Below are 25840 nucleotides of genomic sequence, written 5' to 3' on the forward strand. Positions count from 1 at the left end.
TGTTCACATTTAAAATTTTCCATTTTACCATCATCTACTGATGATTTTAGAAAACCCCGGCTATCTTCTAAAAACCATAAAGTGAGATGTGTTTTCAATTGAAATTAATCGCAAGGAAAATACAAGTGAAGTTTTTAAACTTTAAATTCATATCCATTCTTTTGATAATTATTCTATTGCTTCCTGTTTTCATTGTTTCTGTCTTCCTCGTTAAAAACAGCGTTTTCCCTACATGGGAGGGTGGTAACTTGTCCGATTGGGCTAGTACTTTATGTAATTTGGTTATGGCTGTAAGTGCTGTATACGCCATCATAAAAGCAAAAGACTTTTTAAGTGCCAAGTTACACTCAGATGCTTATGAACTATCAAAAAAAATAATAGTCTTTCAAACAAATGATTTAATTTTTGCATTAACTACATCGCTTAGAACATGTAATAAAATCAAGGATGTTTTTAATAACATACCTCTTGGAGAAACAAACAGAATTGCAGATAAACTTGAGGAATTACTAGATCATATATCGTCAATTGGTAAAATCCAAAATGATATTACTTCAAATCTAAGAGTTTTAAATAAACTAGGATTCAGCATGAATTTAGACTGTAAACCTCAATATGAAGAATATATCAGAAATATCGATTCTTTTGTCGATTGCGTTATTGATTGCTCAGACACGTTTTTATCAATAATTAAAGACAGTAACAATATAGAGAAAATTGAATGTTCAAACAATGAAATAGAGCACCTTACTACTTTACACCGTGAATGCTCTCAATCTCATGCGTGTTTCTATTATCATAAAGATGGTTTTTTTGAATATTTCACTCCTAGAAAATAAACTTCATCCATAAGGAATTAATATGGCTTTTTACGATTACAGTGGTACTTTAGCTGATTGGGTTATGGCTGGTTCAGCATTCTACGCAGCATGGAACGCTCGTTCGTGGTTCAAACAGTCTCAGATAAATTTGGGGTTTGAACAAGCAAATAATTTCATATTAAATCTTGAAAAAGCAGTACTCACAGCTGTTAACGAATCTTATTCCATACATGATGATATCTATACCTTCAGGAAAAATGAACTCAATCCAGATCATGACGTCCAGATCAGGATGGGTAAAAAGTACCAAGATACTGCTGAATCAGTAATTGCACTTAGAGTATCACATGACAACTTAGTACGAATGGGAATCGAAGAAAAGAAATCTATACGGTTACGCTTGATAGTAGATAATTTATTAGAGTGTGCCTTTAACAATCAACACGCTTTCTACAGTTGCATCTATAGTGAACTTAAAAATCACGAATTAGAGAACGCTCGACCACTCGCTAACAAAGTCGATAAATTATTCAAAGACACGTTTAAAGATAAAAAGGCAATATGGGACTTTTTTGAAGTTTCAAAATAAAACCATGTACAAGTATCCATTCTGCGGCGTGACACGGTGGCTAGTTCGGGATATTTTCTGATTACTTTGAAGTACTTATTAAGTATTTTCTGTGAGTTCAACACGAGCACACAAGGCAAAGCCGCGTAGTTACTCCAAAAGACGGCAGACCCAATAACTTCTTCAGTAGTCGAAAGACAAGAACATCACGTGCGGGTTTTGGTAGTTCCTTCAGGGACTGGCAAAAACGCAATTATCGATCTTATTATTGAGTTTTACAGAGACTACCGACCAGAGGGAGATAGGCTCTATGAGACTGAAAAATATGTAAGTCGAATACACTTTAAGGTAATGGGTATGGGTTTATATTATATTAAGTTACGGCTATTCATGATTGTGCATAAAAGCACTATATATAGTACTAATAACGACTAAAAACACTATATATATGCATAATTATGCATAGTGAGATATAATAACCGTATTGGAGGTGTTTTCAATACGGTTATAGTTACGGTTATTCATAGTAGGGATTGAAGGTAAGCAATACGCTCTTGTACTGACATCTTGCCTACTGACATCTGTACGTATACTGCTTCCTGTTCATCTGTAAGCATTTTAGCAGGCTTAAACCTATCCATGCCGTTCAAAGAAATGCCTTTATCTAAAAGCTCTCCAAATGCGATACAGACCAGTGTAACGACTCTTTTGTACTTCTCTATCGAAGATTCGCCATGTATAGTGTTCTTGTTCTTATTATGGCGGTATGCATTCAAATGATACTCTACTAATTCTTTACTGATTTCATAGCAACCACGCACAAGATAGTACACGTCACCTTCTGGTACTTTATTCTTACCTAAGAATGTACAGGATTGAATTGTTTCTCTCAGTACTGATTTCGCTTCCTTTGATAAGGTAGTGAATGACTGCTTATCTAAACTTTCGAACAAACGCCTATTATCAAAAATTATTTCTTTCTTTGCCACAGTAATACTCTCCATTTAAAATGGGTAACATACTCCACATGTCACCCTTGTTTACTTAGTTCTTTGCTATTTTTGTATATGTTGATCTTGCTGTTGTTCTTCCCCATAGTTTATTACAATATTCTGTAATCTGCACGCAAGACATGCCTCCAGTATATAAATCTTTTATTAACTGTAGTTGTTGCGTTGTGAATTTTGGATTTCTTGATTTTCGTGAATTCAAAGATAACTGTACATTCTCGCTTTGAGTAACCCAACGAAGATTACTTAGATTGTTGTTCAATTTATCCTCATCTTCGTGATGGACAACTTTACCAGCCTGAGAACCTAAGAATGTAACAGCTACTAAGCGATGTACTTCTATTGGTTTTGATTTCCCACCTACTGATAGCGTTACTTTATAGTATCCGTTACTTCTTCCTAGACTATTTGTTAGTATCTTACCTGTCTTTGAATTCCTTACATTACCTAGGTTACTTACTTCATAATTTACATACTGAGTGTTTTTCCAAATTTCCATTTATCATCCATGAATATTTTAGGTAACATCCTGTCACCCGCCCATACTTTTCTAATGTGAAAGTATAAAAACCATTTCTTGCTTTACTTACCTTTTATAGCGTAGTTATTAATCAAGTACTGAATAGCACCAGAAACAGTTTTCGCAAGTCCCTGTTGAATAATGTGCTGTAACGTTTTTTCTTGTGTGCCACTCAGACGGACACCAACACCTTTCGATTTTTGTTCCTTCATTTATGCTTCCTTTTTTGTTCACATTTTTCGTTTTCTCAAAAAACAAAAAAAGCACCCCGTAATGTTACTAACGGGGCTACCTTATATTGGAGAGATAACTATATTATACCAGAACATTTTTTTTCGTTCCGTTTTTCTGCTTTATGTTTATTCATTTTTTTCATTACTGAAGATATGACTTATCAGTACTGCCAGTACTATTCCGCACCAAACAAAACCTACTACTACTATTGCCCCTGAAAAAACTAACCAAGTACCGATTATCAGTACTGCCATTGTTACTATTAAATCAAACATAAACACTCCTATTCTATAGAAGTATTTATCTGGAAACTTAAAAAATGGGTTATAATAAAATTACTGTAACCCATGTCCCAAATCGAATGGATGGGGTTAAACTTTATTGGCCAAAACATCCTGTGCGAATGCAACATAAGAATGGAACCATTCAGGATCAACCTCAGTTTTCACCTCCCCGTCTACGTAGGTGGCAATGTTCCCATCCCCACGAACAAAATAGAAAGAATCATCTACGTGATTGTGCTGAATAGTACAACCCTCTTCGAACTCGTAAACTGTCTGTATTGGCTCCCCTTCGAATGGGGAGTCAGACTTCTTCCCTTTCACGTATTCTTGTTCTACACCTTCCTTACAGGTGTACGTAAGGAAACCATTAACCCATACTTCTTCATCTTGTTCTTCAACGTGGGTTTCCTGTGAAAAGTAAACGCGTTTCTGTGTGTTATTCATTATTCATTTTTCCTATATAAGATAGCCGCTACAGTTAAGTAGTGGAATTGGGTAATTTTTTATTTAATCAAGTAGTTTACTTGACGATGATCATAATAAACGGTGCCCTCCGAAACTCCAAATTTGACTTAAGCACAAATAAAACCAATTTTTGACAAAATTGGATCGGATCTGATATTATTCTCGCGAGTAAACTCTAACCTTTAATAGGTGGGAGGATGTGATATCTTAACTTGACTTTTATCACACTTGCTGTTCTTAGCACCTGGTATCAATAGACCCAACCTATCAATTTATTTTCCTTTTTTTTAACCCTTCTTTTAGCACAATATTCCAAAACTCAATCTAAAATATTGATTACAATGCATTTCATACGCTCAAATACTTCCTGTAACGCATTCTAAGCCCAACGCCCACAAAGCCACATCAGCACACCCCATACGCAAAAAAGCCCCGCATACGAGCGTACACGAGGCCAAAACTTGAGTATGTCTATCCATCAACGATTAAAGAGGAAATTTAGGTTGTTGCGTAGCCATATTGCGAGGATGTCAGACTCTGATGCATCTGCGTAGTTGAGTAACATCGAATAATCAATAAGGCTGATGGGTTCTTCCCCAGTATATGTCTCAATCAGACCATCAGATTTGACCAGTATGCCAAAACTCGGCGTATAGTACGCCATATCATCCCCAGTACGCTCTATACGCACCTGAGAAACCATTGCCGTACCTTTTATCATAAGTACGTGTTTCAGTACTCCCAAACTTTTGTAGCTAATTTCAAGGATATACGCATCACCATATCGATAGAGCATAATCACATCTACAATCTTTCCGATCTCACGTTCTACCCTACTACGTACCTCAACATTAGACACATCATACAGTTCATCTGTTGATACAGATGCAAGTACATCAGTATTCACATTAATTTCTTCAAACACCAATGCAGACTTTTCAAGTTCATCAAGACGAGCTATCGCATCTTCCAGCTCACTAAGGATATCGAAAGAAACCTTTTTACCTTCAGCCCTTCTTTTGTTGATACCCCTTTCATAATCTTCAATATGTCGTCTTTCTTCTTCAATTTGTATCCGTACTAACTCAACTTCTGGATTAGCCTCATTTGGTTTTATGATCTGGCTGAAATCCATACCTTTGATATGTTCTACTAAGTACTTTTCGATAATGTCATACTTCAATGATTTATTATCACAAAGTTTATCACGTTCACCAAGACAACGAATGTATCTGTATTCTTCAGTAAATTCACCACGTTTAACCGACTTTCGTTTAGATACAACCACATTGTGATACATCGGTTCACCACACATTCCGCATCTGAACATACCACCAAATATGTTAGACTTCTTTATTTCCTTACCTGTATTAACTTCCAGTTCAATTACATTACCTTCGCGGTCACGATATGGTTTACCATGAAAATCATAATATTTCTTAGTAAAAGTACCACCTTGTATACGACCATTACCCGGCCTTCTACTTGATAGTAACTTACCTACCAATTCAAATTCTTCTTTTGAAATGATTACTGGATAAACATCAGCCTTTGATGTTTTTGGGGTTATTGGATCGCCTGATTTTTCAAAATTACGCACACTCTCAGAGATGAATATAGTACCCGTTACTCTCTCGTTCTTCAGTATCTTGTGTACTGCTTCCCCTCTCCATTTACGGCCAGGGGACATCCTCCATTCAGTACCTTTATCCTGTAACAATTTAGCAATCGTCGGACATCCAATCCCTGTTTGGTACAATCTGAAGATTTCACGAACGATTAAAGCTTTATCATTCAGTACATACTTATCATCTACAACATCTATCCATGCTGGACGTTTGTGAGTAACTACTGAACCGTTCTTTAATGCATTCTCTCTACGTGCTTTCCAACCTGCTCTAATCCTGATGCTTTTATACTTACTCTCATCGTATGCCCGTTGTGCATTCATTGTCACCATTGATAGCAACATACTATTCTGATAACTAATAATCATATTAGCATTCACATCATGAATGCTAACTCCATGTTCTATTAACTCAGAAATCCAGGGAACTACCGTAAACGGATTCTGGCGACTAAAGCGGTCGATGTTCTCCACCACGAGTACCGAATCATCCCACATCCCCTTCCGCACTTGCTCCATCCATTGGCCTAACTCACCGTGCGTAAGGTTGTGCCCCTTAAACGCTGAAATACCACCATCAGCAAGTATAATAGGTTCAGGATCATCCATCTCTGAACATAATCCAGTTCTGATCAGATATGAATCAAGTAAATCAGCCTGACGTTGCATTCCCGAACCATCAGTTTGCTGGTCAGAACTAACCCTATGATAAACAAAGCATCTTTTCATTAATCACCACACACCTAAGTTTTGTATAGCGTACCACTCATTTGTATGATTATCAGGCAAAAACAGTCTTGCAAAGTGACCCGTTGCCCAAAGAACAGGCGCTGCGCGTGATTGAGATGCTCGACACCGCGGGGATCCACGGTCTGCTTTACGTCGATGATGCGATGCTGTACCAGACAGAAACCGGCCATGTGACGCGCACCATTAACTGGGGGCTGTCACTGCCTGAAGCCCAGCGTCCGACATTCTTGCAGGTCAATAGCCTGGCAGATGCGGCAAGAAATGCGCAGTCGATCTGGAAATTTGCCCTGTCTCATGCAGACACCACAGCGCTGCAACAGTTCGCTGAAAAGGTCGAAGCCGAGATGGGCCTGGCCTGTGAATGGTCATGGCATGATCAGGTGGATATCGCCAAAGCGGGCAACAGCAAGGGTAAACGACTGGCGCAATGGGTGGCCGCCAACGGTTACCAGATGAGTGACGTGATCGCTTTTGGCGATAACTATAACGACCTCAGTATGCTGGAAACCGTGGGGTTAGGCGTGGCCATGGGCAACGCCGACGAAGCCATTAAAGCGCGGGCAAAACGCGTGATTGGCACCAATCTGGAAACCGGGATTGCCGACACTCTCTATCAGGAAGTGCTGTAATCAGGTGGTGATCGACACGCTTTTGATTTGAGCAAACAGCCACATATTCGGTTTTATCATCAGTTCATCGCGAGCCCAGGGCGTGATACGCGCCCATAGCTCGCTTTGCCCCACCAGCAGCTTCACTTCCACCTGGTTATCAATCTCCAGCAGTTCAGCCACCTGCGCCGGGATGACGTTGCGGATGCTACTGTTCACCGGTGGCTTGAGCACCAGCGATACATCTGCTGCCTGGATACGGATACGTAACGGCGTGCCCGCCGGGGAATCCACCCGATTCACCCAGATATGCTGATCGCCCAGCGACAGCGCCGTCATCTGATAATGCGGATGCTGTTCCAGCACCTGCACGCGCAGAATGCTGCTCTGATCACTTCTTGGCAGCCACGGACGCATGGCGCTGCTGGCCCAGACTCTCTCCAGTGCACCAAACGCTTTTACCTTCCCCTGATCGAGCACCATGACGTTATCGGCCAGATGCAGCAGTTCATCCAGGCTGTGGCTGACATAGAGGATTGGCGTAGAAACCTGGCGCGCCAGCGTTTGCAGCCAGGCCAGCAGTTCGCGCTTACGCGGTAAGTCGAGGGACGCCAGGGGTTCATCCATCAGCAACATGTCCGGGGCGGTCAGCAGCGCCCGGCCAATGGCAACGCGCTGTTTCTCACCACCGGATAATGACCACGGAAAACGATCGAGCAGGGATTCAAGCCCCAGCAGTTTGACCAGTGCATCGAACTGCGGGCGCATGCTTTTTACCATGCCGTATTCCAGATTACCGCGCACCCGGTAGTGCGGGAACAGGCGGGCATCCTGAAAAACATAACCAATACGCCGCTGCTCCGGCGGTAACCAGATGCCGGTGGCCGTATCACTCAGCACCCGATCGTTCAGCGTAATGCTGCCCTGCTGCGGTACGGTTAGCCCGCCAATGGCATTGATTAGTGAGGTTTTTCCCGCACCGGATACGCCAAAAATGGCCGTGACACCGCTGGCATGCAGACTGGCCTTTACCGTCAGGGTGTGGTCGCCCTGCTGTTGAGTAAAATCGAGGATCAGCATCAGAGCCCTAAACGCTTACGACCCCAACGGGTCAGCCATTCGGAAAGGAGCAGGGAAACCAGCGCCAGCAGGATGGCGATCACGCACAGGCGCGCTGTCGCCCCTTCGGCCCCCGGCGTTTCAATCAGGGTATACATGGCAGAAGGCAGCGTACGGGTTTCGCCCGGAATATTGGAAACAAACGTAATGGTGGCGCCAAACTCGCCCAGCGATCGGGCAAAACCCAGCACCGTACCGGCAATAATACCCGGCAGCGTGAGCGGCAGGGTAATGGTGAAAAAGACCCGCCAGCGCCCGGCCCCGAGGGTACGTGCTGCCTGTTCGAGTTTGGTATCCACGGCCTCAAGCGCCAGACGGATAGCGCGCACCATCAGCGGAAAAGCAATCACCGCTGAGGCCAGTGCGGCACCGCGCCAGCTAAAGGCAAAACTGAAGCCGAACCAGTCATAAAGATATTCGCCAATAAAGCCGCGACGCCCGAATCCCAGCAGCAGCAAATAGCCCACCACCACCGGTGGCAGCACCAGCGGTAGATGGATAATGCTGTCGAGCAGGGTTTTTCCAGGGAACTGACGGCGCACCAGTAGCCATGCCATCAGGATCCCAAAAGGCAGACTACAGGCGACTGCGACCAGAGAAACTTTAAGACTCAGCGCTACGGCCTGCCATTCAGGATCGCTTAAAAACATCGTTTTAACCTTTATCTTTTAACCTGCAGCAGTGTTGGCTGCACTCCCTCACCCCAGTCACTGACTTTAGTCAGCTCCTGGGGATTCACTCACTTGCCGCCTTGCTGCAGCTTAAAATATTTTGGTTAATTTATCTTTTTAACCTGCAATTATAATGGCGCGAACCCGTACTTTTTGAACACAACCGCCGCTTCCGGCCCTTTCAGATAGTCATAAAACGCCTTCACACGGGCATTGTTATGGTCGGTGACGATCGCCAACGGATACTCAACCGGTTTATGGCTCTCTTTCGGGAAGATGCCGACCACGGTGACTTTCTTACTGGCTATGGCGTCAGAGCCGTAAACAATTCCGTAAGGGGTTTCATTACGCTCCACCAGCGCCAGCGCCGCACGCACGCTGTTACTGCGCGCCATTAGCGGGGAAAGTTGCTCCCATGCGCCCAGGTTTTGCAACGCTTCTTTGGCATAAATTCCCGCAGGAACATGGTCCGGGTCCCCGACGGCCAGACGCTGACCTTTTAGCAGGCTTTTCCAGTCGGTTGTTTTACTGATGTTCACCGGCTGTGGCTGACTGGCCGTTGGGGCCACCAGCACCAGGTCGTTACCCAACAGGGTCACACGACTGCCATTATCGATCGTTTTCTTCTCGCTGGCATAGTCCATCCACTGCTGATCGGCAGAGATAAACAGATCGGCCGGCGCACCCTGCTCAATCTGGCGAGCCAGCGTTGATGAGGAGGCAAACGAAGAGACGATTTTCACGTCCTTGCCCTTCTCATACTCGCTGGCAATATCCTGCAGCGCATTGGTCAGTGAAGCTGCCGCAAATACAGTCACGTTTTCTGCCGCGATGGCATGGCCACCAACGCTCAGACTGACGGCGGCGGCGGCCAGCCAGTGATTCCATTTTACAGACATGTTTTCTCTCCAGTGGGTTCGTTATGTACTGAATAATATAACGATGCACTGGGATCTGTAACCGTAATTATCGGCATCTGAGGCGAGAAGTTTAGTGGGGCAGAAACGACAACGCCCGGCAGAGCCGGGCGCCGATCAGAAACAGGAGAGATTTACTGGGTAATCTGGTTTTTTTTCGCTGGCTGGTCTTTGCGGTGACCAATTTTGGAAATAACGTTGAATACTTCGCCCAGACCCCAAATCAGACCGAGGATAATCGCCATGACGATTGGCACCATGATAATGGCAACGGCAAGGCCTTTCAGTAACTCCAGCATGGAAACCTCATCTTACGGGACAAAAGAAGCATTGTAGCGGGCATGGTTAAGAAAGCACTGACCTTTTGTGCCTTCGTGCGCAATTTATTTGCCGCGCACTGATAGAATCAACCCAGACCCTTTATCTTGCCCCCTTCCGGAGTTCCTATGCAGGCCGATATTTCCCTGATCCTGAAACTGCAACAACGACTGTTTGCCGACCCACGCCGTATTGAACTGCTGCGCCAGGTGAAAGAGAGTGGCTCGATCAGCCAGGGGGCCAAACTTGCGGGCATCAGCTATAAAAGTGCCTGGGATGCGATTAACGAAATGAATCAGCTGGCCGACCGGACGCTGGTGGATCGCGCCACCGGAGGAAAAGGCGGCGGCGGTGCCGTGGTCACCGCCTACGGCGAGCGCCTGCTGCAACTGTATGCCCTGCTGGAGCAGATTCAGCAAAAAGCGTTTGATGTCTTGCAGGATGACGCACTGCCAGGCAGTCTGTTAGGTGCCATTGCGCGCTTTTCACTGCAAACCAGCGCACGCAATCAGCTTTTCGGCACGCTTATCGCCCGCGATGAGCGTCCGGTGCAGCAGCATATAAGAGTGCAACTGGCCGACGGGCAGACACAAATCCAGGTCGCCCTGACGGAAGTAAGTGCCAATCGTCTGCAACTGACCCACGGCAAAGAGGTGCTGGTGCTGATTAAAGCGCCGTGGATTGAGGTGACTCGCGCTCCCACCCAGGCGGATAATCAGCTGGCCGGAACCGTGAGTCAGATTGAGCAGGGGGAAACCCACAGCGAGGTGTTGATTGCCGTGGGAGGCGGTGAAATCCTGTGCGCGACCGTGGATAATCTGCATATTGTGCAGCAAAAAATCGAACCGGGCGCCACTGTGACCGCCAGTTTTAATGCCGACCGCGTCATCATCGCGACGTTACTGTGAATCGAAAAGGGAAACGAGAATGCCAGTATTGCAGATTCGCCAGGGTATCTTCCGTCTGAACGATACCCGGGTACTTAACCTCAACGACCTGACCCTGACGGCCGGTGAAAGCTGGGCGTTTGTCGGCGCTAACGGTAGCGGTAAGTCCTCACTGGCCCGCGCCCTCTCAGGTGAACTGCCGCCCTCGAAAGGCAGCGTGACCAGCCAGTTTCAACGCCCCACCCGTTTATCGCTGGAGCAGTTACAAAAACTGGTAGCCGATGAATGGCAGCGTAATAACACCGATTTGCTGAGTGCTGATGAAGACGATACCGGCCTCACTGCCAGTGAAATTATTCAGGAAGCGGTACGCGATAACGTTCGCTGCCAGCAACTGGCTGCTCAGTTTGGTATTGAGCACCTGCTGACACGCCGTTTTAAGTATCTCTCGACCGGGGAAACCCGCAAAACGCTGCTCTGTCAGGCATTGATGGCGCAGCCCGATCTGCTGATCCTCGATGAGCCGTTTGACGGTTTAGATGTGGCGTCACGCGCCAACCTTGCCGATGTCCTCGGCAACCTGCAACAGCAGGGATTAACGGTGGTGCTGGTGCTTAACCGTTTTGATGATATTCCTGATTTCATCGATCGGGTGGGCGTGCTGGCTGAATGCACCCTGACCCACACCGGTGAACGGCAGGCGATCCTGGCGGAAGCGCTGGTGGCGCAGCTGGCGCACAGTGAACAGCTGGCGGGCATGACACTACCGGAAGCCGATGATGCCAGCGCGATCCCATTACTGGCGGAGGACGCACCGCTGATTACGCTGCGCGATGGCGTGGTGTCTTACAACGACCGTCCCATCCTGCATTCTCTCAGCTGGCAGGTGGAACGTGGCCAGCACTGGCAGATCACCGGCCCTAACGGTGCCGGAAAATCGACACTGCTCAGCCTGGTGACAGGCGATCACCCGCAGGGCTACAGCAACGATCTGACGCTGTTTGGCCGCCGCCGTGGCAGCGGGGAAACTATCTGGGATATCAAACAGCATATTGGTTATGTCAGCAGCAGTCTGCATCTCGACTATCGTGTCAGCAGCAGCGTGCGCAATGTGGTGATTTCCGGCTACTTTGACTCCATCGGGATTTATCAGGCGGTGTCCGACCGTCAGCAGGCGCTGGCAAAACAGTGGCTGGCGCTGCTGGGCATGAGCGGAGCCGTGGCGGATTCCCCTTTCCACGATCTCTCCTGGGGTCAGCAACGGCTGGTATTGATCGCCCGGGCGCTGGTGAAACATCCGGCGCTGCTCATCCTCGATGAACCTCTGCAAGGCCTGGACCCGATAAATCGCCTGCTGGTGCGCCGCTTCGTTGATGTGCTGATTGGAGAAGGCCGTACCCAACTGCTGTTTGTCTCGCACCATGCGGAGGATGCTCCGCAGTGCATTACTCATCGTCTGAGCTTTGTCGCTGATGGCGAGGGATATCGTTACACGCAGGACGCGTTGTCACTCTGACCTTTCGGGTCGATCGGAAAAAACGATCGACCCCTGCAGTTCGTGGCAACCTGACCGTTGCTTTTTTGGTGTAACCGCTACCATTATTCACCCCACCCTGCCTGATAACTCTCCAAGCCCGCACTATTTTTATTGATACTTCGGATTTTTCAGCTTGTGTAAACGATTCCATTTATACAAACTCGATCACGCTTTCAGCGCGTAGATTGTGCTATTTTTCTTTGCAGTTCAGAAATGCATAAACCCGGTTATCAGGACACAACATGCAGAAATTTAATCCGGTCGATCACCCTCATCGACGTTATAACCCGCTGTCCGATCAGTGGATTCTGGTTTCCCCTCACCGTGCCAAACGACCATGGCAGGGTGCACAGGAAACACCGTCGCAGGAAAAACTGCCTGCACACGATCCCGATTGCTTCCTTTGCCCGGGAAATACCCGTGTGACCGGGGATAAAAATCCCGATTACACCAGCACGTACGTTTTCACTAACGACTTCGCTGCGTTGATGACCGACACCCCTGATGCGCCAGAGAGCGACGACATCCTGATGCGTTGCGAGAGCGCACGCGGCACCAGCCGGGTGATCTGCTTCTCTCCGGACCACAGCAAAACGCTGCCCGAACTGACGCTGGCAGGCCTGGTCGATGTCGTAAAAACCTGGCAGGAACAAACGGCGGATCTGGGCCAGCACTATCCCTGGGTACAGGTGTTCGAGAACAAAGGCGCCGCAATGGGCTGCTCTAACCCGCATCCGCATGGCCAGATCTGGGCCAACAGTTTTCTGCCGAATGAAGCGAAGCGTGAAGACGATCTGCAACGCGCGTATCTTGCGAAACATGCCTCCCCGATGCTGGTTGATTACACGGCTCGCGAGCTGAACGATGGCAGTCGTACCGTAGTGGAAACGGAGCACTGGCTGGCCGTGGTGCCGTGGTGGGCGGCATGGCCGTTTGAAACACTGCTGCTGCCGAAAGCCCACGTGAAGCGCCTGCCCGACTTGAGCGAGGCACAACGCAGCGATCTGGCGCTGGCGCTGAAAAAGCTCACCAGTCGCTATGACAATCTGTTCCAGTGCTCTTTCCCCTATTCCATGGGCTGGCATGGCGCGCCGTTTAATGACGATGCCAATGACCACTGGCAGCTACATGCACATTTCTATCCACCGCTGCTGCGTTCAGCCTCGGTGCGTAAATTTATGGTCGGCTATGAAATGCTGGCTGAAACCCAACGTGACTTAACGGCCGAGCAGGCAGCAGAACGTCTGCGCGCCGTCAGCGATATTCATTTCCGTGAGGCGGAATAATCATGAGCTTACAGACCGCTACCCAACAGATTTTCAGTACCGTGTTCGGCTACGCGCCAACCCATACCCTTCAGGCACCGGGCCGCGTCAACCTGATCGGTGAGCATACCGACTACAACGACGGTTTTGTGCTGCCCTGTGCCATTGACTACCAGACTGTTATCGCCTGTGCAAAACGCAGCGACCGTCAGGTGCGGGTGATTGCCGCCGACTATGACAATCAGCAGGACATTTTCTCGCTGGATGAAGCGATCGTCAGCCACCCGGATCAGATGTGGTCTAACTATGTACGCGGCGTGGTAAAACACCTGCTGAAGCGTGCACCCGATTTTGCCGGTGCCGATATGGTGATCAGCGGCAATGTGCCACAGGGTGCCGGATTAAGTTCCTCAGCCTCGCTGGAAGTGGCCGTCGGTACCGTGTTCCAGCATCTGTATGAACTGCCTCTGGACGGTGCCGCCATTGCGGTAAACGGACAGGAAGCTGAGAATCAGTTTGTCGGCTGTAACTGCGGCATTATGGATCAACTGATCTCGGCATTGGGTGAGAAAGATCACGCCATGCTGCTCGATTGCCGCACGCTGGGCACGCGCCCGGTGCCGATGCCATCCGATATCGCGGTGGTCATTATCAACTCCAACTTCCGCCGCAGCCTGGTAGGCAGTGAATACAATACGCGCCGCCAGCAGTGTGAAGCCGGAGCACAATTCTTCGGCGAAACCTCACTGCGTGATGTGGAACTGAGCCAGTTTACCGCGCAGCAGGATCAGCTTGATCCGCTGGTGGCCAAACGTGTTCGTCATGTTCTGACGGAAAACGCTCGTACCCTTGAAGCCGCCGATGTCCTGGCGCGCGGCGATCTGGCCCGCATGGGCGTGCTGATGGCCGAGTCGCACGCCTCAATGCGTGATGACTTCGAAATCACCGTACCGCCGATCGACCAGTTGGTTGAGATTGTCAAAGCCACGCTCGGCGATCGCGGCGGCGTGCGCATGACCGGCGGTGGTTTCGGGGGTTGCATCGTAGCGCTGATGCCGTTCGATCTGGTGGACGAGGTCAAAGCCGCCGTAGCAGAACAGTACGAAGTAAAATCTGGCATTAAAGAGACCTTCTACGTCTGCAAAGCCTCAGCAGGAGCCGGCGAATGCTAACCCCAAATTCTCACGCGCCCGATGGGCAACCGTGGCGCATCACTACCCTGCGCAATCGCAATGGGATGGTCGCGACATTTATGGACTGGGGTGCCACCTGGCTCTCTGCCCGGGTCCCGATGGGCGATGGTCACGTTCGTGAGGCGCTGCTCGGCTGCGCCACGCCGTCAGACTATCTGGCACAGAGCGCTTACTTAGGTGCGACCGTAGGCCGCTATGCCAACCGCATTGCCCATGCACAGTTGCAGCATGACGGCCAGCGCATAGCACTCGCTGCCAATCAGGGTGCGCATCAGTTGCACGGAGGCCCGGAGGGCTTCCACAACCGTCGCTGGCAGATTGTTGGTCAAAGCGACAGCGAAGTGGAATATCGCCTGGACTCTCCCGATGGCGATCAGGGATTCCCGGGCACGCTGCTGGTATCGCTGCGCTACCATCTGGATGATGACAACACGCTGTCGATTCAATATGACGCTACCGTGGATAAAGCCTGCCCGGTTAACTTGACGAATCATGCCTATTTCAATCTGGATGCGGAACACGGTGATGCACGTCAGCATCGCCTGTACCTGAATGCCGATCATTATCTGCCGGTGGATAGCGAAGGGATCCCCAATGCCCCACTGAAAGCCGTGGCAGGGACCAGTTTTGATTTCCGCCAGGCAAAATCGGTTGCACAGGATTTCCTCAGTGATGCCGATCAGCGTGCGGTAAAAGGCTACGATCACGCCTATTTGTTAAATGACAGCGCGACACAGCCCGCTGCCACGTTGTGGTCTGCCGATGGCAAACTGCAACTTAATGTCTTTACCAGCGCCCCGGCATTACAGCTTTATAGCGGGAATTATCTGGAAGGTACTCCGGCGCGCGAACAGGGCGTCTATACTGCTTTCCAGGGTATTGCGCTGGAGAGTGAGTTCTTACCCGACTCGCCTAACCACCCTGAGTGGCCACAGCCCAACTGCTGGCTGCAACCAGGTGAATCGTATCAGTCGATAACGCGTTATCAACTGACTGCGGTTTGACAAAGCGCATGAAAATCGCGCATCGCGAGCGTTACGGACTTACGCGCTGCGCAGAATTCAGCTATGGTAATGCACATTAAAATTGCCGCGTTGTCGTCTCCGGCAGTTTACCGGTCACCATTATCATAGAAACGTAAAGTTATTAAGGAGTTAAGCTATGGCTGTAACTAAGCTGGTTCTGGTACGTCACGGCGAAAGCCAGTGGAACAATGAAAACCGTTTCACCGGTTGGTATGACGTTGATCTGTCAGACAAAGGCCGCACCGAAGCGAAAGCTGCTGGTCAGTTGCTGAAGAAAGAAGGCTTCACCTTCGATTTCGCTTACACTTCTGTGCTGAAACGTGCCATCCACACGCTGTGGAACATCCTGGATGAAGTGGACCAGGTGTGGCTGCCAGTGGAGAAATCCTGGCGCCTGAACGAGCGTCACTATGGTGCGCTGCAGGGTCTGGATAAAGCTGAAACCGCGAACAAGTACGGTGATGAGCAGGTTAAGCAATGGCGTCGTGGTTTTGCCGTGACCCCACCAGAACTGGATCGTGCGGATGAGCGTTTCCCTGGCCACGACCCACGTTATGCATCACTGACCGCTGAACAGCTGCCAACCACCGAGAGCCTGGCGCTGACCATCGATCGCGTGCTGCCTTACTGGAATGAATCTATTCTGCCACGCATGAAAAGCGGTGAGAAAGTGATTATCGCCGCCCACGGTAACTCCCTGCGTGCGCTGGTGAAATACCTGGACAACATGAGCGAAGAAGAGATCCTGGAACTGAATATCCCAACTGGCGTGCCATTGGTGTATGAGTTCGATGAAAACTTCAAACCTATTAAACATTACTACCTGGGTGATGCTGACGAGATTGCTGCGAAAGCCGCTGCCGTTGCTAACCAGGGTAAAGCGAAGTAATCCTTTAGCAATAGAGGATTCGCTGATATAAAAAACCCGCCAGACGGCGGGTTTTTTTATGTACGTTAACGGATTAACCGCGACGTGTTTTCACCGCATCCGCCAGTTGACGCAGCACGGTTTCAGTATCTTCCCAGCCAATACAGGCATCGGTGACACTTTTGCCATAGACCAGCGGCTCACCGCTCTCCAGGCTCTGATTTCCTTCAACCAGATGGCTTTCGATCATCACACCAATGATTGCGCGATCGCCGCCCGCGATCTGCTGTGCCACATCCGTTGACACCTCCAGCTGCTTTTTAAACTGCTTGCTGCTGTTGGCATGGCTGAAGTCGATCATTATCTGTGGATCCAGACCGGCTTTTTCCAGGCCGGATTTTACGGCGCTGACGTGGTGAGCACTGTAATTAGGCTCTTTGCCGCCACGCAGGATAATATGGCAGTCTTCGTTACCGGCGGTCTCAACAATCGCCGAATGCCCGTATTTGGTCACCGAAAGGAAGCAGTGAGGGGCGCTGGCTGCGCCGATGGCGTCAATGGCGACCTTGATGGTGCCGTCAGTACCATTTTTGAATCCTACCGGGCAGGAAAGGCCGGACGAGAGTTCACGGTGCACCTGAGACTCGGTAGTACGTGCGCCAATGGCGCCCCAGCTCATCAGGTCGGCGACATACTGCGGGGTGATCATATCGAGGAATTCCCCCGCCGCTGGCAGGCCGCTGTCGTTGATCTCCAGCAGCAGCTGACGTGCGATGCGCAGGCCATCGTTGATCTGGAAGCTGCCATCCATATGGGGATCGTTGATCAGCCCTTTCCAGCCCACCGTGGTGCGCGGTTTTTCAAAGTAGACGCGCATCACGACTTCCAGCGAGTCTTTCAACTCTTCACGCAGCAATAGCAGGCGAGAGGCGTACTCTTTGGCCGCCGCCGTATCGTGAATCGAGCAGGGACCAATCACCACTAACAGACGGTCATCCTGTTTTTTCAGAATATGATGAATGGCCTGACGGGCCTGGGAAACGGTGCTGGCCGCTTTGTCCGTGGCAGGGAATTTTTCAAATAACGCAACCGGAGGTAAAAGTTCTTTTATCTCTTTGATTCTTAAGTCATCGTTCTGATAATTCATAATATTTCCATGTTATTTCATTGCCGTACTGCACACCAGGCGCATCGCCTCCAATCTATCGCGACTCCCCAGCCCTGTAAATCGCATTACATTGGTTAACCCACACTCAGATTTGATTTATCCCTGTCGTGAACTACACTTTTACTCGTTAACTCTTGCATTAAACGCATTTGTACCACTTACGATTTCACCCTGACCTTTTTACAGGATTTTATTCTGAAGATAATGAAATCGCGTAACTCATCGAATCGAGTTAATGAGTCAGGCAACATTCAATAATTAACGGAGCATAATGATGAATAAGTTTGCAATCGTATTTCTGACAGCAGCAATGACCCTGGGCAGCGGTGCGGCAATGGCTGCCGATAATAACGGTTCAGCGAATGCAGCCGCAGATGCCGGTGCAGTGGCCCCAGGTTCTAATGAAAAAATTGCCCCAAATAACGTTGATAACAGTAAAATTAACACTGACGGTACGGGTACGCACAAAGATATGAAGCACCATAAAGGCATGAGTGCGGATGAAGTGAATAAAAATACCCAATGTAAAGATGGCAAATGCCCCGACATCAACAAAAAAGTCGGTAATGAAGCTGATACCAAAACCGATGGTACCAGTCAGTAATCTGTTATAACGTCAGATTCATTAAAGGAGAGCGGGTGCTCTCCTTTTTTCTTTCTCGTTTTCTTCGGCCATCCCATCAGCTATCCTGAATCCCCTGTTTCACTTCGGACTTTTTCATGGCCACGTTGCTGCTGATTGACGATCACCCGCTGGTGCAGGTTGCACTGGAAGCCGCTCTGGTTCATGCGCCATTCCCTCTGACTTTATTGTCTGCTGAAAATCAGCAGGATGCACTGGCGTTACTCGACAGTCAGCGTGTCAGCCTGGTGATACTCGATATTGGTCTGCCTGACAGCGACGGTCTGCAACTGCTTAAACGTATCAAACGGCTTGCCCCCTCACTGCCCGTGGTGATCTACTCAGCGCAGGAAGAGCGTGTCTGGCCGCGTCTGGCAGAAGCGGCTGGGGCATCGGGTTTTGTGGCAAAACGCCAGCCTTTAAGCCAGCTGTTATCGGCCGTACTCGCCGTGCTGGGGGGACAACGGGCTTTCCCTGCCCAGCAGCAGGATGAAACGCTGCATGAACAGCTCACCGCTAAAGAGTTGCAGATCCTTGCTCTGCTGGCACGGGGTCAGTCCAATCTGCAAATTGCCGAACAGTTGCATATCAGCAATAAAACGGTCAGCACGCATAAAAAGAATATTATGGATAAAACCGGGGCACAGTCGGTGGTTGAACTGGCACAGCTGTGGCAGTCGCGCCAGTGATAGCCAGACCACTGTTGCTTATCCTGCTGCTGTTCGTCAGTAGCGTCAGCGCCAGTCTGCGGCCCATCAGCAGTATTGCCCTGCCACAGGAGATGATGCCGCTGGCCTCGCCTGCGTCAGAATCGTTAAAAAACCTGCGCATTGGTGTGCTGGTTGGCGGCAGTTCTCCGTGGAATATGGTGGTGGGCAACGATCTTTACGGCATTAATGCAGACTATCTGGTGGCGTTACAGCAAACCAGCGGCCTGAGTATGAGCGTACAGGGCTTTAATCGCCTGCCCGATATGCTGGAAGCCTTACAGCAGAGGAAAGTGGACGTGCTGTTCGGCGTGCCTCAGCACCCTTTGCCCCCCGGCATCAGCGCCACACAGCCCTGGTTTAGCAGCCCACTGCGCATCTATCGTAATCGCAACAATCTGCGTCCGGTGATGTTTAATTCCAGCGAAGCACGCATCAGCGTCAGCCGTGATACGTTGGCACGCGTCAATCCCGCCTTTGTCCAACAGCATCGCTGGCAGATCGTTGACAGCGATGTTCAGGCACTCTCAGGTCTGTTGAATCAGCACAGTGACTATGTGGTCGCGGATGAAACCAGCGCAGGTTTCCTGCTTGGTCAGTTACAGCAGGGTGAAATTTACCAACTGGCCTCGCCCCTTGATCCGGGTATGTTGCAAATCAGAGCAGTAACCCGGAGTCCGGCACTGACGCAGCAGTTGGACGATGCCATTCGTCAGCTCCCTATGGAGGTAGTCAACGGCATCCAGGCACGCTGGAGTAGCACACTGCCGCGCTATCAGGACAGTAATACCGCCCGGCTCACTCCGATGGAACGCAGCTGGATCGCCGAACATCCGATGATTATTTACGCCGCCGTCAGTGATGATTATCCGTGGAGCTACCGCAATGCCAGCGGTCAGCCCGCCGGTTACAGTGTGGATCTGCTCAACAGCATTGGCCAGCTCACCGGATTGCGCTTCCAGCCTTACTGGGTCAGCAATGCTCAGCAGGCGGGTACGCTGGTGACGCAGGGTCGTGCCCTGATCCAATTGACGTTACCCCTGACCGGCAATGACGCCATGCTGAATAATACGCAGCCCGTCTGGCGAGCGCTATGGGGCGTTTACGTTCGCCCATCGGAACAGAGCATCAGTAGTTGGGCAGACCTTAATGGCAAGCGCATCGGGGTAAAGCGTGGCGATATTGCTTCCCGCCTGTTGCCTGCGGGCACCGAGCCTCAGGTGTTCGATGACACAACCCGCCTGTATGACGCGCTGGCCAGCGGTCAGATTGATGCACTGGTGGACAATGTGCTGTCGGCTCGCTGGCGTATCCAAAGCCGTTATGTCAATACGCTGCAACTGGCGTTTACTGCCAGTGATACTGCCTGGCCCATTACCCTGGGCATTGCCCCTGACCAGCCGCTACTGCGGGCATTACTGAACAATAGCCTGCAACAGATCCCGGCGGAAAGCTGGCAGCGGCTGCGGGAAAACTGGGGCAGCACACCGGAAAGTGTTGATGACGGTCATCAGGGAGCCATGCGACCCATATCGCTGTTCGTGCTGGTGGCGGCGCTGTTTGCCATTGTCTTCCTGCTGATCCTGCTGCTGAGACGCTATCTTGACCAGCGTCGTGAACGTCAGCAGCGGCAACGGCTGGAACAGGAGCGCGAAGTGGCTCTTCGGGAAAACCGCATGAAAAGCCAGTTCCTGGCCACCGTCAGCCACGAGCTGCGCACGCCAATGCAGGCAGTGCTGGGACTGCTTGAACTGGAGCTGGTACAACAACCTCAGCGCCATAATTTATCGTTGATCTACAGCAGCGCTGCCAGCCTGCTGACGCTGCTCAATGATCTCCAGGATCATGCCAGAGTAGAGAGCAACAGCTTCAACCTGGTGCCGCGCCCGCTGGAACCGGAAAGCTGGCTGAAGCATCTGGCCGTTTTTTATCCCCCTCTTATTCGCCGTAATGGACCGCAGCTGAACGTCAGTGCATTGACGACCCTGCCCGACTGGGTGCTGATTGATGGTGAGCGTCTGCAACAGATCGCCAATAATCTGATGGGGAATGCCATTAAGTTTACCCCGCAAGGCGAGATCCATCTGACGCTGGCCGCGCTGGAGGATCCGCCCCGCCTCTGTCTGCGGGTCACTGATACCGGCAGCGGCATTCCTCTGGCTGAACAGCAACGGCTGTTTGAACCCTGGTATCAGACGCCTTCCGGCCGTCAACTGTCAGTGCAGGGCAGCGGGCTGGGGCTCTCTATCTGCCGTGAAATTGTGAGTCGCATGGGCGGGACCATTGACCTGCAATCGGCACCTGGCGAAGGCACCTGTGTCAGCGTCACGCTGCCGTGGCAGGTGATCAATCCACCGCAGCCTGTGGCGTCACAGGCGGGTCCTGTTGCGGCGATGACCCACCATTTACGGGCGGCAATTATCGATGATCATCCCACTAACCTACTGGTGATGCAGCAGCAGCTGGCACACTGTGGCATTCAGGCTGACACCTTCGGCAATGGACGCGCACTGCTGGATGCCGCAAAACAGGCGCAATGGGATTTGCTGTTTATCGACTTCAGCATGCCTCATCCGGATGGCCTGACGCTGGCAAAAATCCTGCGCCGCCGCGAACGCCATCAGCCGCACCGTACGCGCATTGTGCTCTGTTCGGCTGATGCGCATATTCTTAACCATCCGCAGGCACAGCAGGTTGCCGATCATCTGCTGCTCAAGCCCGTGTCTCTTGCGGATATCGCTACGCTGTTGCAGGCCGATGCACCTGACCTGTTTGCGGATATCACCCAACGTCTGAACCAGCTTGCCCACAATGACGTGCACTATTTTCAGCGCCTCTGCCAGACACTGAGTGAGACATTAGCGCGCGATGTCGAGGCGATGAATCAAGCCATTGCCGCTGAGGCCTGGCCTGTACTTGAGAGCGCTGCTCACCGGATGAAGGGAAGTTGGCTGCTGCTGGGTTATAGCGAAGGGGAACGACTTTGCCAGCAGATCATTCAGTCGGCAAAAAACCATCAGCCCCCTAAATCTGCGCTAACTTTATTGATATCATTAAGCGATAAGTTATTAACTCAACTGGAATCTTATGGCTCACAACCACGGTGAAACCGACACCAACCGATCCCGTCTGCTGGCCGCTTTCGCCGTCACCGCCATTTTTATGGTGGCGGAAGTCGCGGGTGGACTGATCTCAGGCTCGCTGGCGCTGCTGGCCGATGCCGGGCACATGCTCACCGATGCCGCTGCACTGCTATTGGCGCTGCTCGCTACCCAGTTTTCCCGGCGCAAACCGACGGCACAGCACTCATTTGGTCTGTTGCGTTTAACCACGCTTGCCGCCTTTGTGAATGCGATCGCCCTGCTGGTCATTACTGCCCTGATTGTCTGGGAAGCGCTGGTGCGTTTCCGGCAACCGCAGCCGATTGCAGGAGGTATGATGCTGATCATTGCTATCGGCGGGCTGCTGGCGAACCTGCTGTCGCTCTGGCTGCTGCGCAGCGGCAGTGAAGAGAAGAACCTGAATGTACGGGCCGCAGCACTGCATGTCCTTGGCGATCTGCTTGGCTCAGTCGGTGCCATTGTTGCTGCACTGATCATCATGCTCACCGGCTGGACGCCCATCGACCCTATTTTATCGGTTCTGGTGTCGTTACTGGTACTGCGCAGCGGCTGGGCGTTGATGAAAGAGAGCGGTCGCGAATTGCTGGAAGGTGCACCACGGGATATTGACGTGGATAAGCTGCAACGCGCCCTGGTCCGCAGCATTCCTGAAGTCCGTCACGTGCACCATGTGCATTTATGGCAGGTGGGGGAGAAACCGGTGATTATGCTGCATGTCCAGGTGATTCCCCCGCGGGATCATGATGCTCTGCTGCACTGCATTCAGGATTATCTGCGTCAGCACTATCATATTGCGCATGCAACGGTACAGATGGAGTATCAGCGCTGTGAAGATGACGACTGTGGCCTGCACGGGGCTCAGGAGAACCACAGCACACATCACCATCATTGAGATGCCTGGAATGAGGGTATCCATGGCTCAGGGCGGACCAAAACAGACGGTCTGCCCTGAGCCAGGCATCAGCGCTGACGGGCGCTTTTCACCCACAGCCACGAACCGTTGAGGGCGATTAATGTCAGCACGGCATATTCCAGCGCCATCGCATAAACCCCCTGGCGGGCGAAAATCATCACGCTGATCACGTTGATAATCACCCACAGCAGCCAGTTTTCGACATATTTACGTGTCATCAATACCATCGCCACAATCGACAGCACCATCATGCAGGAGTCCCAGAAGGGGAACGCATCCGGCTGTAGCTGCGGCATCACCACGTTCATGCCCAGCCCCTGCATCAGCGATACGGCGGTGTGCGTCAGGAAAGCAAACACCGGATCGATATAGCGCGTCATCAGGGCAATCGCCACGACAATTACCGCGCCCCAGCCGAGCAGTTTAGGCAGCGGTAGCCAGCGTATTTTCAGCGCCTGCTGATTATCACTGGTTTGCCGGCTCCAGGCGTACCATCCGTAAATATTGGCAACAAAGAAGAACAGTTGCAGCAGCAGGCTGGCATACAGCTGGATCTGGAAGAAGATCACCGCAAACAGGGTGACGTTTATCAGGCCAAACGCATAGTTAGCGATCTTTTCAAGGCTGGCAAGCCAGATACACAGCAGGCCCGCAATGGTACCGATCGCCTCGATCCATGACAGGTCGTACCCGCCCTGACCCAGAGGAATGTGAACCAGAATATTCGAGGTACTAAAAAAATCCATATTGAAATTCCTTCAATTTTATCGATTATGCGTTGCCCTTAATTTTTAATTTAAGGTCTGCGGCAAAGGTTAGCATACGATTCAGCGGGATCAATGCAGCTTCACGCAGCGCATCATCAACAAAAATTTCATGTTCACTCCCCCCCTGCTCCAGACCATCAGCAATCGCTTTCAGGCCGTTCATCGCCATCCACGGGCAGTGAGCGCAACTACGACAGGTGGCACCTTCGCCGGCCGTCGGCGCTTCCAGCAATTCTTTGTCCGGACACGCCTGCTGCATTTTATAAAAAATACCGCGATCGGTGGCGACGATCATTTGCTTATGCGGCATCGTCTGCGCAGCATGGATCAGCTGACTGGTAGAACCAACGGCATCGGCCAGATCGACGATCGCCTGCGGGGATTCAGGATGGACCAGCACCGCCGCCTCCGGGTAGAGCATCTTCATGCGCTGCAGTGCTTGCGTTTTAAACTCGTCATGAACGATACAGGCCGCCTGCCAGCAAATGACATCTGCGCCACTTTTTCGCGTGACATACTGTCCAAGATGGCGATCGGGCGCCCAGATGATTTTCTCTCCCAGACTGTCGAGATGCTCAATCAATTCCACGGCGATACTGGAGGTGACCACCCAGTCAGCACGGGCTTTTACCGCCGCAGAGGTATTGGCATACACCACCACGGTACGGTCAGGGTGGGCATCACAGAACTGGCTGAATTCTTCGATCGGGCAGCCGAGATCGAGTGAACACTCGGCCTGAAGAGTGGGCATGAGAATGGTTTTTTCAGGGCTGAGTATTTTGGCCGTTTCGCCCATAAAACGTACCCCGGCAACCAACAGAGTGGAAGCGGAGTGCTGGCTGCCAAAACGCGCCATTTCCAGAGAATCGGAGACGCAGCCACCGGTCTCTTCTGCCAGGGCCTGAATTTCCGGATCGGTGTAATAATGAGCGACCATGACCGCATCACGCTCTTTCAGCAGGCGTTTGATTTTTTCACGGTAGAACTGTTTTTCATCAACAGATAAACGTGCCGGTTTTGGCGGGAAGGGGTAAACAGCGGCTTCGGGATCAAACATCAGGCTCATAAGGCAACTCTCGTTTCTTCAACTTAACCGAATTAACGTAGAAGGCCCATCTGGTGCCAACTCTACGGCTGGTTTGTTTTATATGCTAAACACGATAGCTGAAAAATGAACCTATGTCGCCGGATTTCTAACTTTTGCCTCAGGATGTGATGCCGATCATCAAAGAGACTCCTCCGCCCACAACTGCCCCCCTTCCAGACGCAGTAAAAAGGCTTTGGCTGCCAGGCCACCGGCAAATCCGGTCAGTTTACCATTGGCGCCAATCACCCGGTGGCAAGGGGCAATAATTGAGAGTGGATTTTTTCCATTGGCTGCGCCCACTGCACGAACAGAGTTGGGGTTGCCGATCTGGTGGGCGATTTCCCCGTAGCTGCGCGTTTCACCAAAGGGGATGGTGATCAACGCCGCCCAGACCTGCTTCTGGAACGTCGTGCCGATGAAATCCAGCGGCAAGCTGAACTGCTGGCGATGGCCGGCAAAATATTCGCGCAGCTGCCGTTCGGCTTCGAGCAAGGTTGCGTTGTGGGTGTCTTCCAGCTGTGGCCTGAAGCGCACACGTTTGGGATCATCATTTTCCCACAGAATAGCGGCGAGACCCTGTTCGCTTGCCACCAGTTTCAACTCACCAACCGGGGATTGCATCATTTTATAGTAGAAAGCCATCTTCCCTCTCCTTCTCTGTCTGGGGTACGCGCTATTATGCCCTGGGGATGGCATATCACTGGCCGTTTTCGGACATCAGTACAGAATAATATTGTGTCCGCAAACGGCGAGTACTGGATGCGCTA

26 protein-coding genes and 1 pseudogene are annotated in these 25840 nt (G+C 50.7%); 13 read left to right on the plus strand and 14 right to left on the minus strand.

Annotation, left to right across the window (positions count from 1 at the left end; translation table 11 throughout):
- Window positions 1-125 precede the first annotated feature (125 nt).
- On the plus strand, window positions 126-839 hold the full coding sequence (locus tag HHI26_RS04645; protein WP_171148719.1) for a hypothetical protein: 714 nt from the start codon (window positions 126-128) through the stop codon (window positions 837-839).
- 22 nt (window positions 840-861) lie between these two features.
- A complete protein-coding gene (locus HHI26_RS04650; protein WP_171148720.1) occupies window positions 862-1410 on the plus strand; it encodes a hypothetical protein in 549 nt (182 codons plus the stop codon).
- Between the two features lie 500 nt (window positions 1411-1910).
- On the opposite strand, the gene HHI26_RS04655 is transcribed toward HHI26_RS04650, so the two are convergent.
- The 6 genes from HHI26_RS04655 to HHI26_RS04680 form a co-directional block, all read right to left on the minus strand.
- Window positions 1911-2378: a hypothetical protein gene (locus tag HHI26_RS04655; RefSeq protein WP_171148721.1), complete on the minus strand. Its 468-nt coding sequence runs from the start codon at window positions 2376-2378 to the stop codon at window positions 1911-1913.
- A gap of 55 nt (window positions 2379-2433) precedes the next feature.
- Complete coding sequence (locus HHI26_RS04660) at window positions 2434-2898, minus strand: NUMOD4 motif-containing HNH endonuclease (protein ID WP_171148722.1); 465 nt, start codon at window positions 2896-2898, stop codon at window positions 2434-2436.
- Window positions 2899-2981: 83 nt separating this feature from the next.
- Window positions 2982-3131: a hypothetical protein gene (locus HHI26_RS04665; RefSeq protein ID WP_171148723.1), complete on the minus strand. Its 150-nt coding sequence runs from the start codon at window positions 3129-3131 to the stop codon at window positions 2982-2984.
- Window positions 3132-3278: 147 nt separating this feature from the next.
- Window positions 3279-3428 carry a hypothetical protein gene (locus tag HHI26_RS04670; RefSeq protein ID WP_171148724.1) on the minus strand — a complete coding sequence of 50 codons (150 nt, stop codon included), beginning with the start codon at window positions 3426-3428 and terminating at the stop codon, window positions 3279-3281.
- A 96-nt stretch (window positions 3429-3524) separates the two neighbouring features.
- Complete coding sequence (locus HHI26_RS04675; protein ID WP_171148725.1) at window positions 3525-3881, minus strand: hypothetical protein; 357 nt, start codon at window positions 3879-3881, stop codon at window positions 3525-3527.
- A 499-nt stretch (window positions 3882-4380) separates the two neighbouring features.
- Complete coding sequence (locus HHI26_RS04680) at window positions 4381-6258, minus strand: recombinase family protein (RefSeq protein WP_171148726.1); 1878 nt, start codon at window positions 6256-6258, stop codon at window positions 4381-4383.
- 35 nt (window positions 6259-6293) lie between these two features.
- Between HHI26_RS04680 and HHI26_RS04685 the strand changes: the two are divergent.
- Window positions 6294-6908 (plus strand): annotated as a pseudogene (locus tag HHI26_RS04685) (pyridoxal phosphatase); the annotation flags it as partial.
- Here the strand turns inward: HHI26_RS04685 and modC are convergent.
- From modC to HHI26_RS04705, 4 genes are all read right to left on the minus strand, one after another.
- Window positions 6909-7967, minus strand: a complete 1059-nt coding sequence (modC, locus tag HHI26_RS04690) for a molybdenum ABC transporter ATP-binding protein ModC (RefSeq protein ID WP_171148727.1) — start codon at window positions 7965-7967, stop codon at window positions 6909-6911.
- Window positions 7967-8656, minus strand: a complete 690-nt coding sequence (modB, locus tag HHI26_RS04695) for a molybdate ABC transporter permease subunit (RefSeq protein WP_133841201.1) — start codon at window positions 8654-8656, stop codon at window positions 7967-7969. Before modB ends, modC begins: the two co-directional genes overlap by 1 nt.
- Window positions 8657-8805: 149 nt before the next feature.
- The gene (modA, locus tag HHI26_RS04700) at window positions 8806-9576 is read right to left on the minus strand and encodes a molybdate ABC transporter substrate-binding protein (RefSeq protein WP_159337422.1); all 771 of its coding nucleotides are present in this window, start codon (window positions 9574-9576) and stop codon (window positions 8806-8808) included.
- Window positions 9577-9728: 152 nt separating this feature from the next.
- Entirely contained in the window at window positions 9729-9893 is a 165-nt protein-coding gene (locus HHI26_RS04705) for an AcrZ family multidrug efflux pump-associated protein (protein ID WP_133841203.1), read from the minus strand.
- A 147-nt stretch (window positions 9894-10040) separates the two neighbouring features.
- Between HHI26_RS04705 and modE the strand changes: the two genes are divergently transcribed.
- From modE to gpmA, 6 genes are all read left to right on the plus strand, one after another.
- On the plus strand, window positions 10041-10820 hold the full coding sequence (gene modE, locus HHI26_RS04710; protein ID WP_133841204.1) for a molybdenum-dependent transcriptional regulator: 780 nt from the start codon (window positions 10041-10043) through the stop codon (window positions 10818-10820).
- A gap of 19 nt (window positions 10821-10839) precedes the next feature.
- Window positions 10840-12315: a molybdate ABC transporter ATP-binding protein ModF gene (modF, locus tag HHI26_RS04715; RefSeq protein WP_133841205.1), complete on the plus strand. Its 1476-nt coding sequence runs from the start codon at window positions 10840-10842 to the stop codon at window positions 12313-12315.
- 263 nt (window positions 12316-12578) lie between these two features.
- Entirely contained in the window at window positions 12579-13622 is a 1044-nt protein-coding gene (gene galT / locus HHI26_RS04720; protein WP_133841206.1) for a galactose-1-phosphate uridylyltransferase, read from the plus strand.
- Window positions 13623-13624: 2 nt separating this feature from the next.
- Window positions 13625-14773, plus strand: coding sequence for a galactokinase (gene galK, locus HHI26_RS04725; protein WP_133841207.1), 1149 nt, complete (start codon window positions 13625-13627; stop codon window positions 14771-14773).
- Window positions 14767-15798, plus strand: a complete 1032-nt coding sequence (gene galM / locus HHI26_RS04730; protein ID WP_171148728.1) for a galactose-1-epimerase — start codon at window positions 14767-14769, stop codon at window positions 15796-15798. Before galK ends, galM begins: the two co-directional genes overlap by 7 nt.
- Before the next feature lie 157 nt (window positions 15799-15955).
- Window positions 15956-16708 (plus strand): 2,3-diphosphoglycerate-dependent phosphoglycerate mutase, encoded by a 753-nt coding sequence (gene gpmA, locus HHI26_RS04735; RefSeq protein ID WP_012441996.1) that lies wholly within the window; start codon window positions 15956-15958, stop codon window positions 16706-16708.
- Window positions 16709-16781: 73 nt separating this feature from the next.
- Here the strand turns inward: gpmA and aroG are convergent, their stop codons facing one another.
- Window positions 16782-17834 (minus strand): 3-deoxy-7-phosphoheptulonate synthase AroG, encoded by a 1053-nt coding sequence (gene aroG, locus HHI26_RS04740; RefSeq protein ID WP_133841209.1) that lies wholly within the window; start codon window positions 17832-17834, stop codon window positions 16782-16784.
- A 292-nt stretch (window positions 17835-18126) separates the two neighbouring features.
- On the opposite strand from aroG, the gene HHI26_RS04745 reads away from it, so the two are divergent.
- The 4 genes from HHI26_RS04745 to zitB all read left to right on the plus strand — a co-directional run bounded on the left by HHI26_RS04745 (window position 18127) and on the right by zitB (window position 23198).
- A complete protein-coding gene (locus HHI26_RS04745; RefSeq protein WP_133841210.1) occupies window positions 18127-18459 on the plus strand; it encodes a YbgS-like family protein in 333 nt (110 codons plus the stop codon).
- Window positions 18460-18575: 116 nt separating this feature from the next.
- Window positions 18576-19166, plus strand: coding sequence for a response regulator transcription factor (locus HHI26_RS04750; RefSeq protein ID WP_133841211.1), 591 nt, complete (start codon window positions 18576-18578; stop codon window positions 19164-19166).
- Entirely contained in the window at window positions 19148-22291 is a 3144-nt protein-coding gene (locus tag HHI26_RS04755; RefSeq protein WP_244290432.1) for a transporter substrate-binding domain-containing protein, read from the plus strand. Before HHI26_RS04750 ends, HHI26_RS04755 begins: the two co-directional genes overlap by 19 nt.
- Window positions 22272-23198 carry a CDF family zinc transporter ZitB gene (gene zitB, locus HHI26_RS04760; protein WP_171148729.1) on the plus strand — a complete coding sequence of 309 codons (927 nt, stop codon included), beginning with the start codon at window positions 22272-22274 and terminating at the stop codon, window positions 23196-23198. The genes HHI26_RS04755 and zitB overlap by 20 nt, the downstream gene beginning before the upstream one ends.
- 68 nt (window positions 23199-23266) lie before the next feature.
- Here zitB and pnuC read toward each other — a convergent pair whose 3' ends face one another.
- The 3 genes from pnuC to HHI26_RS04775 all read right to left on the minus strand — a co-directional run bounded on the left by pnuC (window position 23267) and on the right by HHI26_RS04775 (window position 25715).
- Window positions 23267-23965 carry a nicotinamide riboside transporter PnuC gene (pnuC, locus tag HHI26_RS04765; protein WP_171148730.1) on the minus strand — a complete coding sequence of 233 codons (699 nt, stop codon included), beginning with the start codon at window positions 23963-23965 and terminating at the stop codon, window positions 23267-23269.
- Between the two features lie 25 nt (window positions 23966-23990).
- Window positions 23991-25052: a quinolinate synthase NadA gene (gene nadA / locus HHI26_RS04770; RefSeq protein WP_171148731.1), complete on the minus strand. Its 1062-nt coding sequence runs from the start codon at window positions 25050-25052 to the stop codon at window positions 23991-23993.
- 159 nt (window positions 25053-25211) lie between these two features.
- Entirely contained in the window at window positions 25212-25715 is a 504-nt protein-coding gene (locus HHI26_RS04775; protein ID WP_133841215.1) for a methylated-DNA--[protein]-cysteine S-methyltransferase, read from the minus strand.
- Between the last annotated feature and the right edge of the window lie 125 nt (window positions 25716-25840).

Source organism: Erwinia sp. JH02 (assembly GCF_013074405.1).
In the GTDB taxonomy this organism is placed as follows: Bacteria; Pseudomonadota; Gammaproteobacteria; order Enterobacterales; family Enterobacteriaceae; genus Erwinia; species Erwinia rhapontici.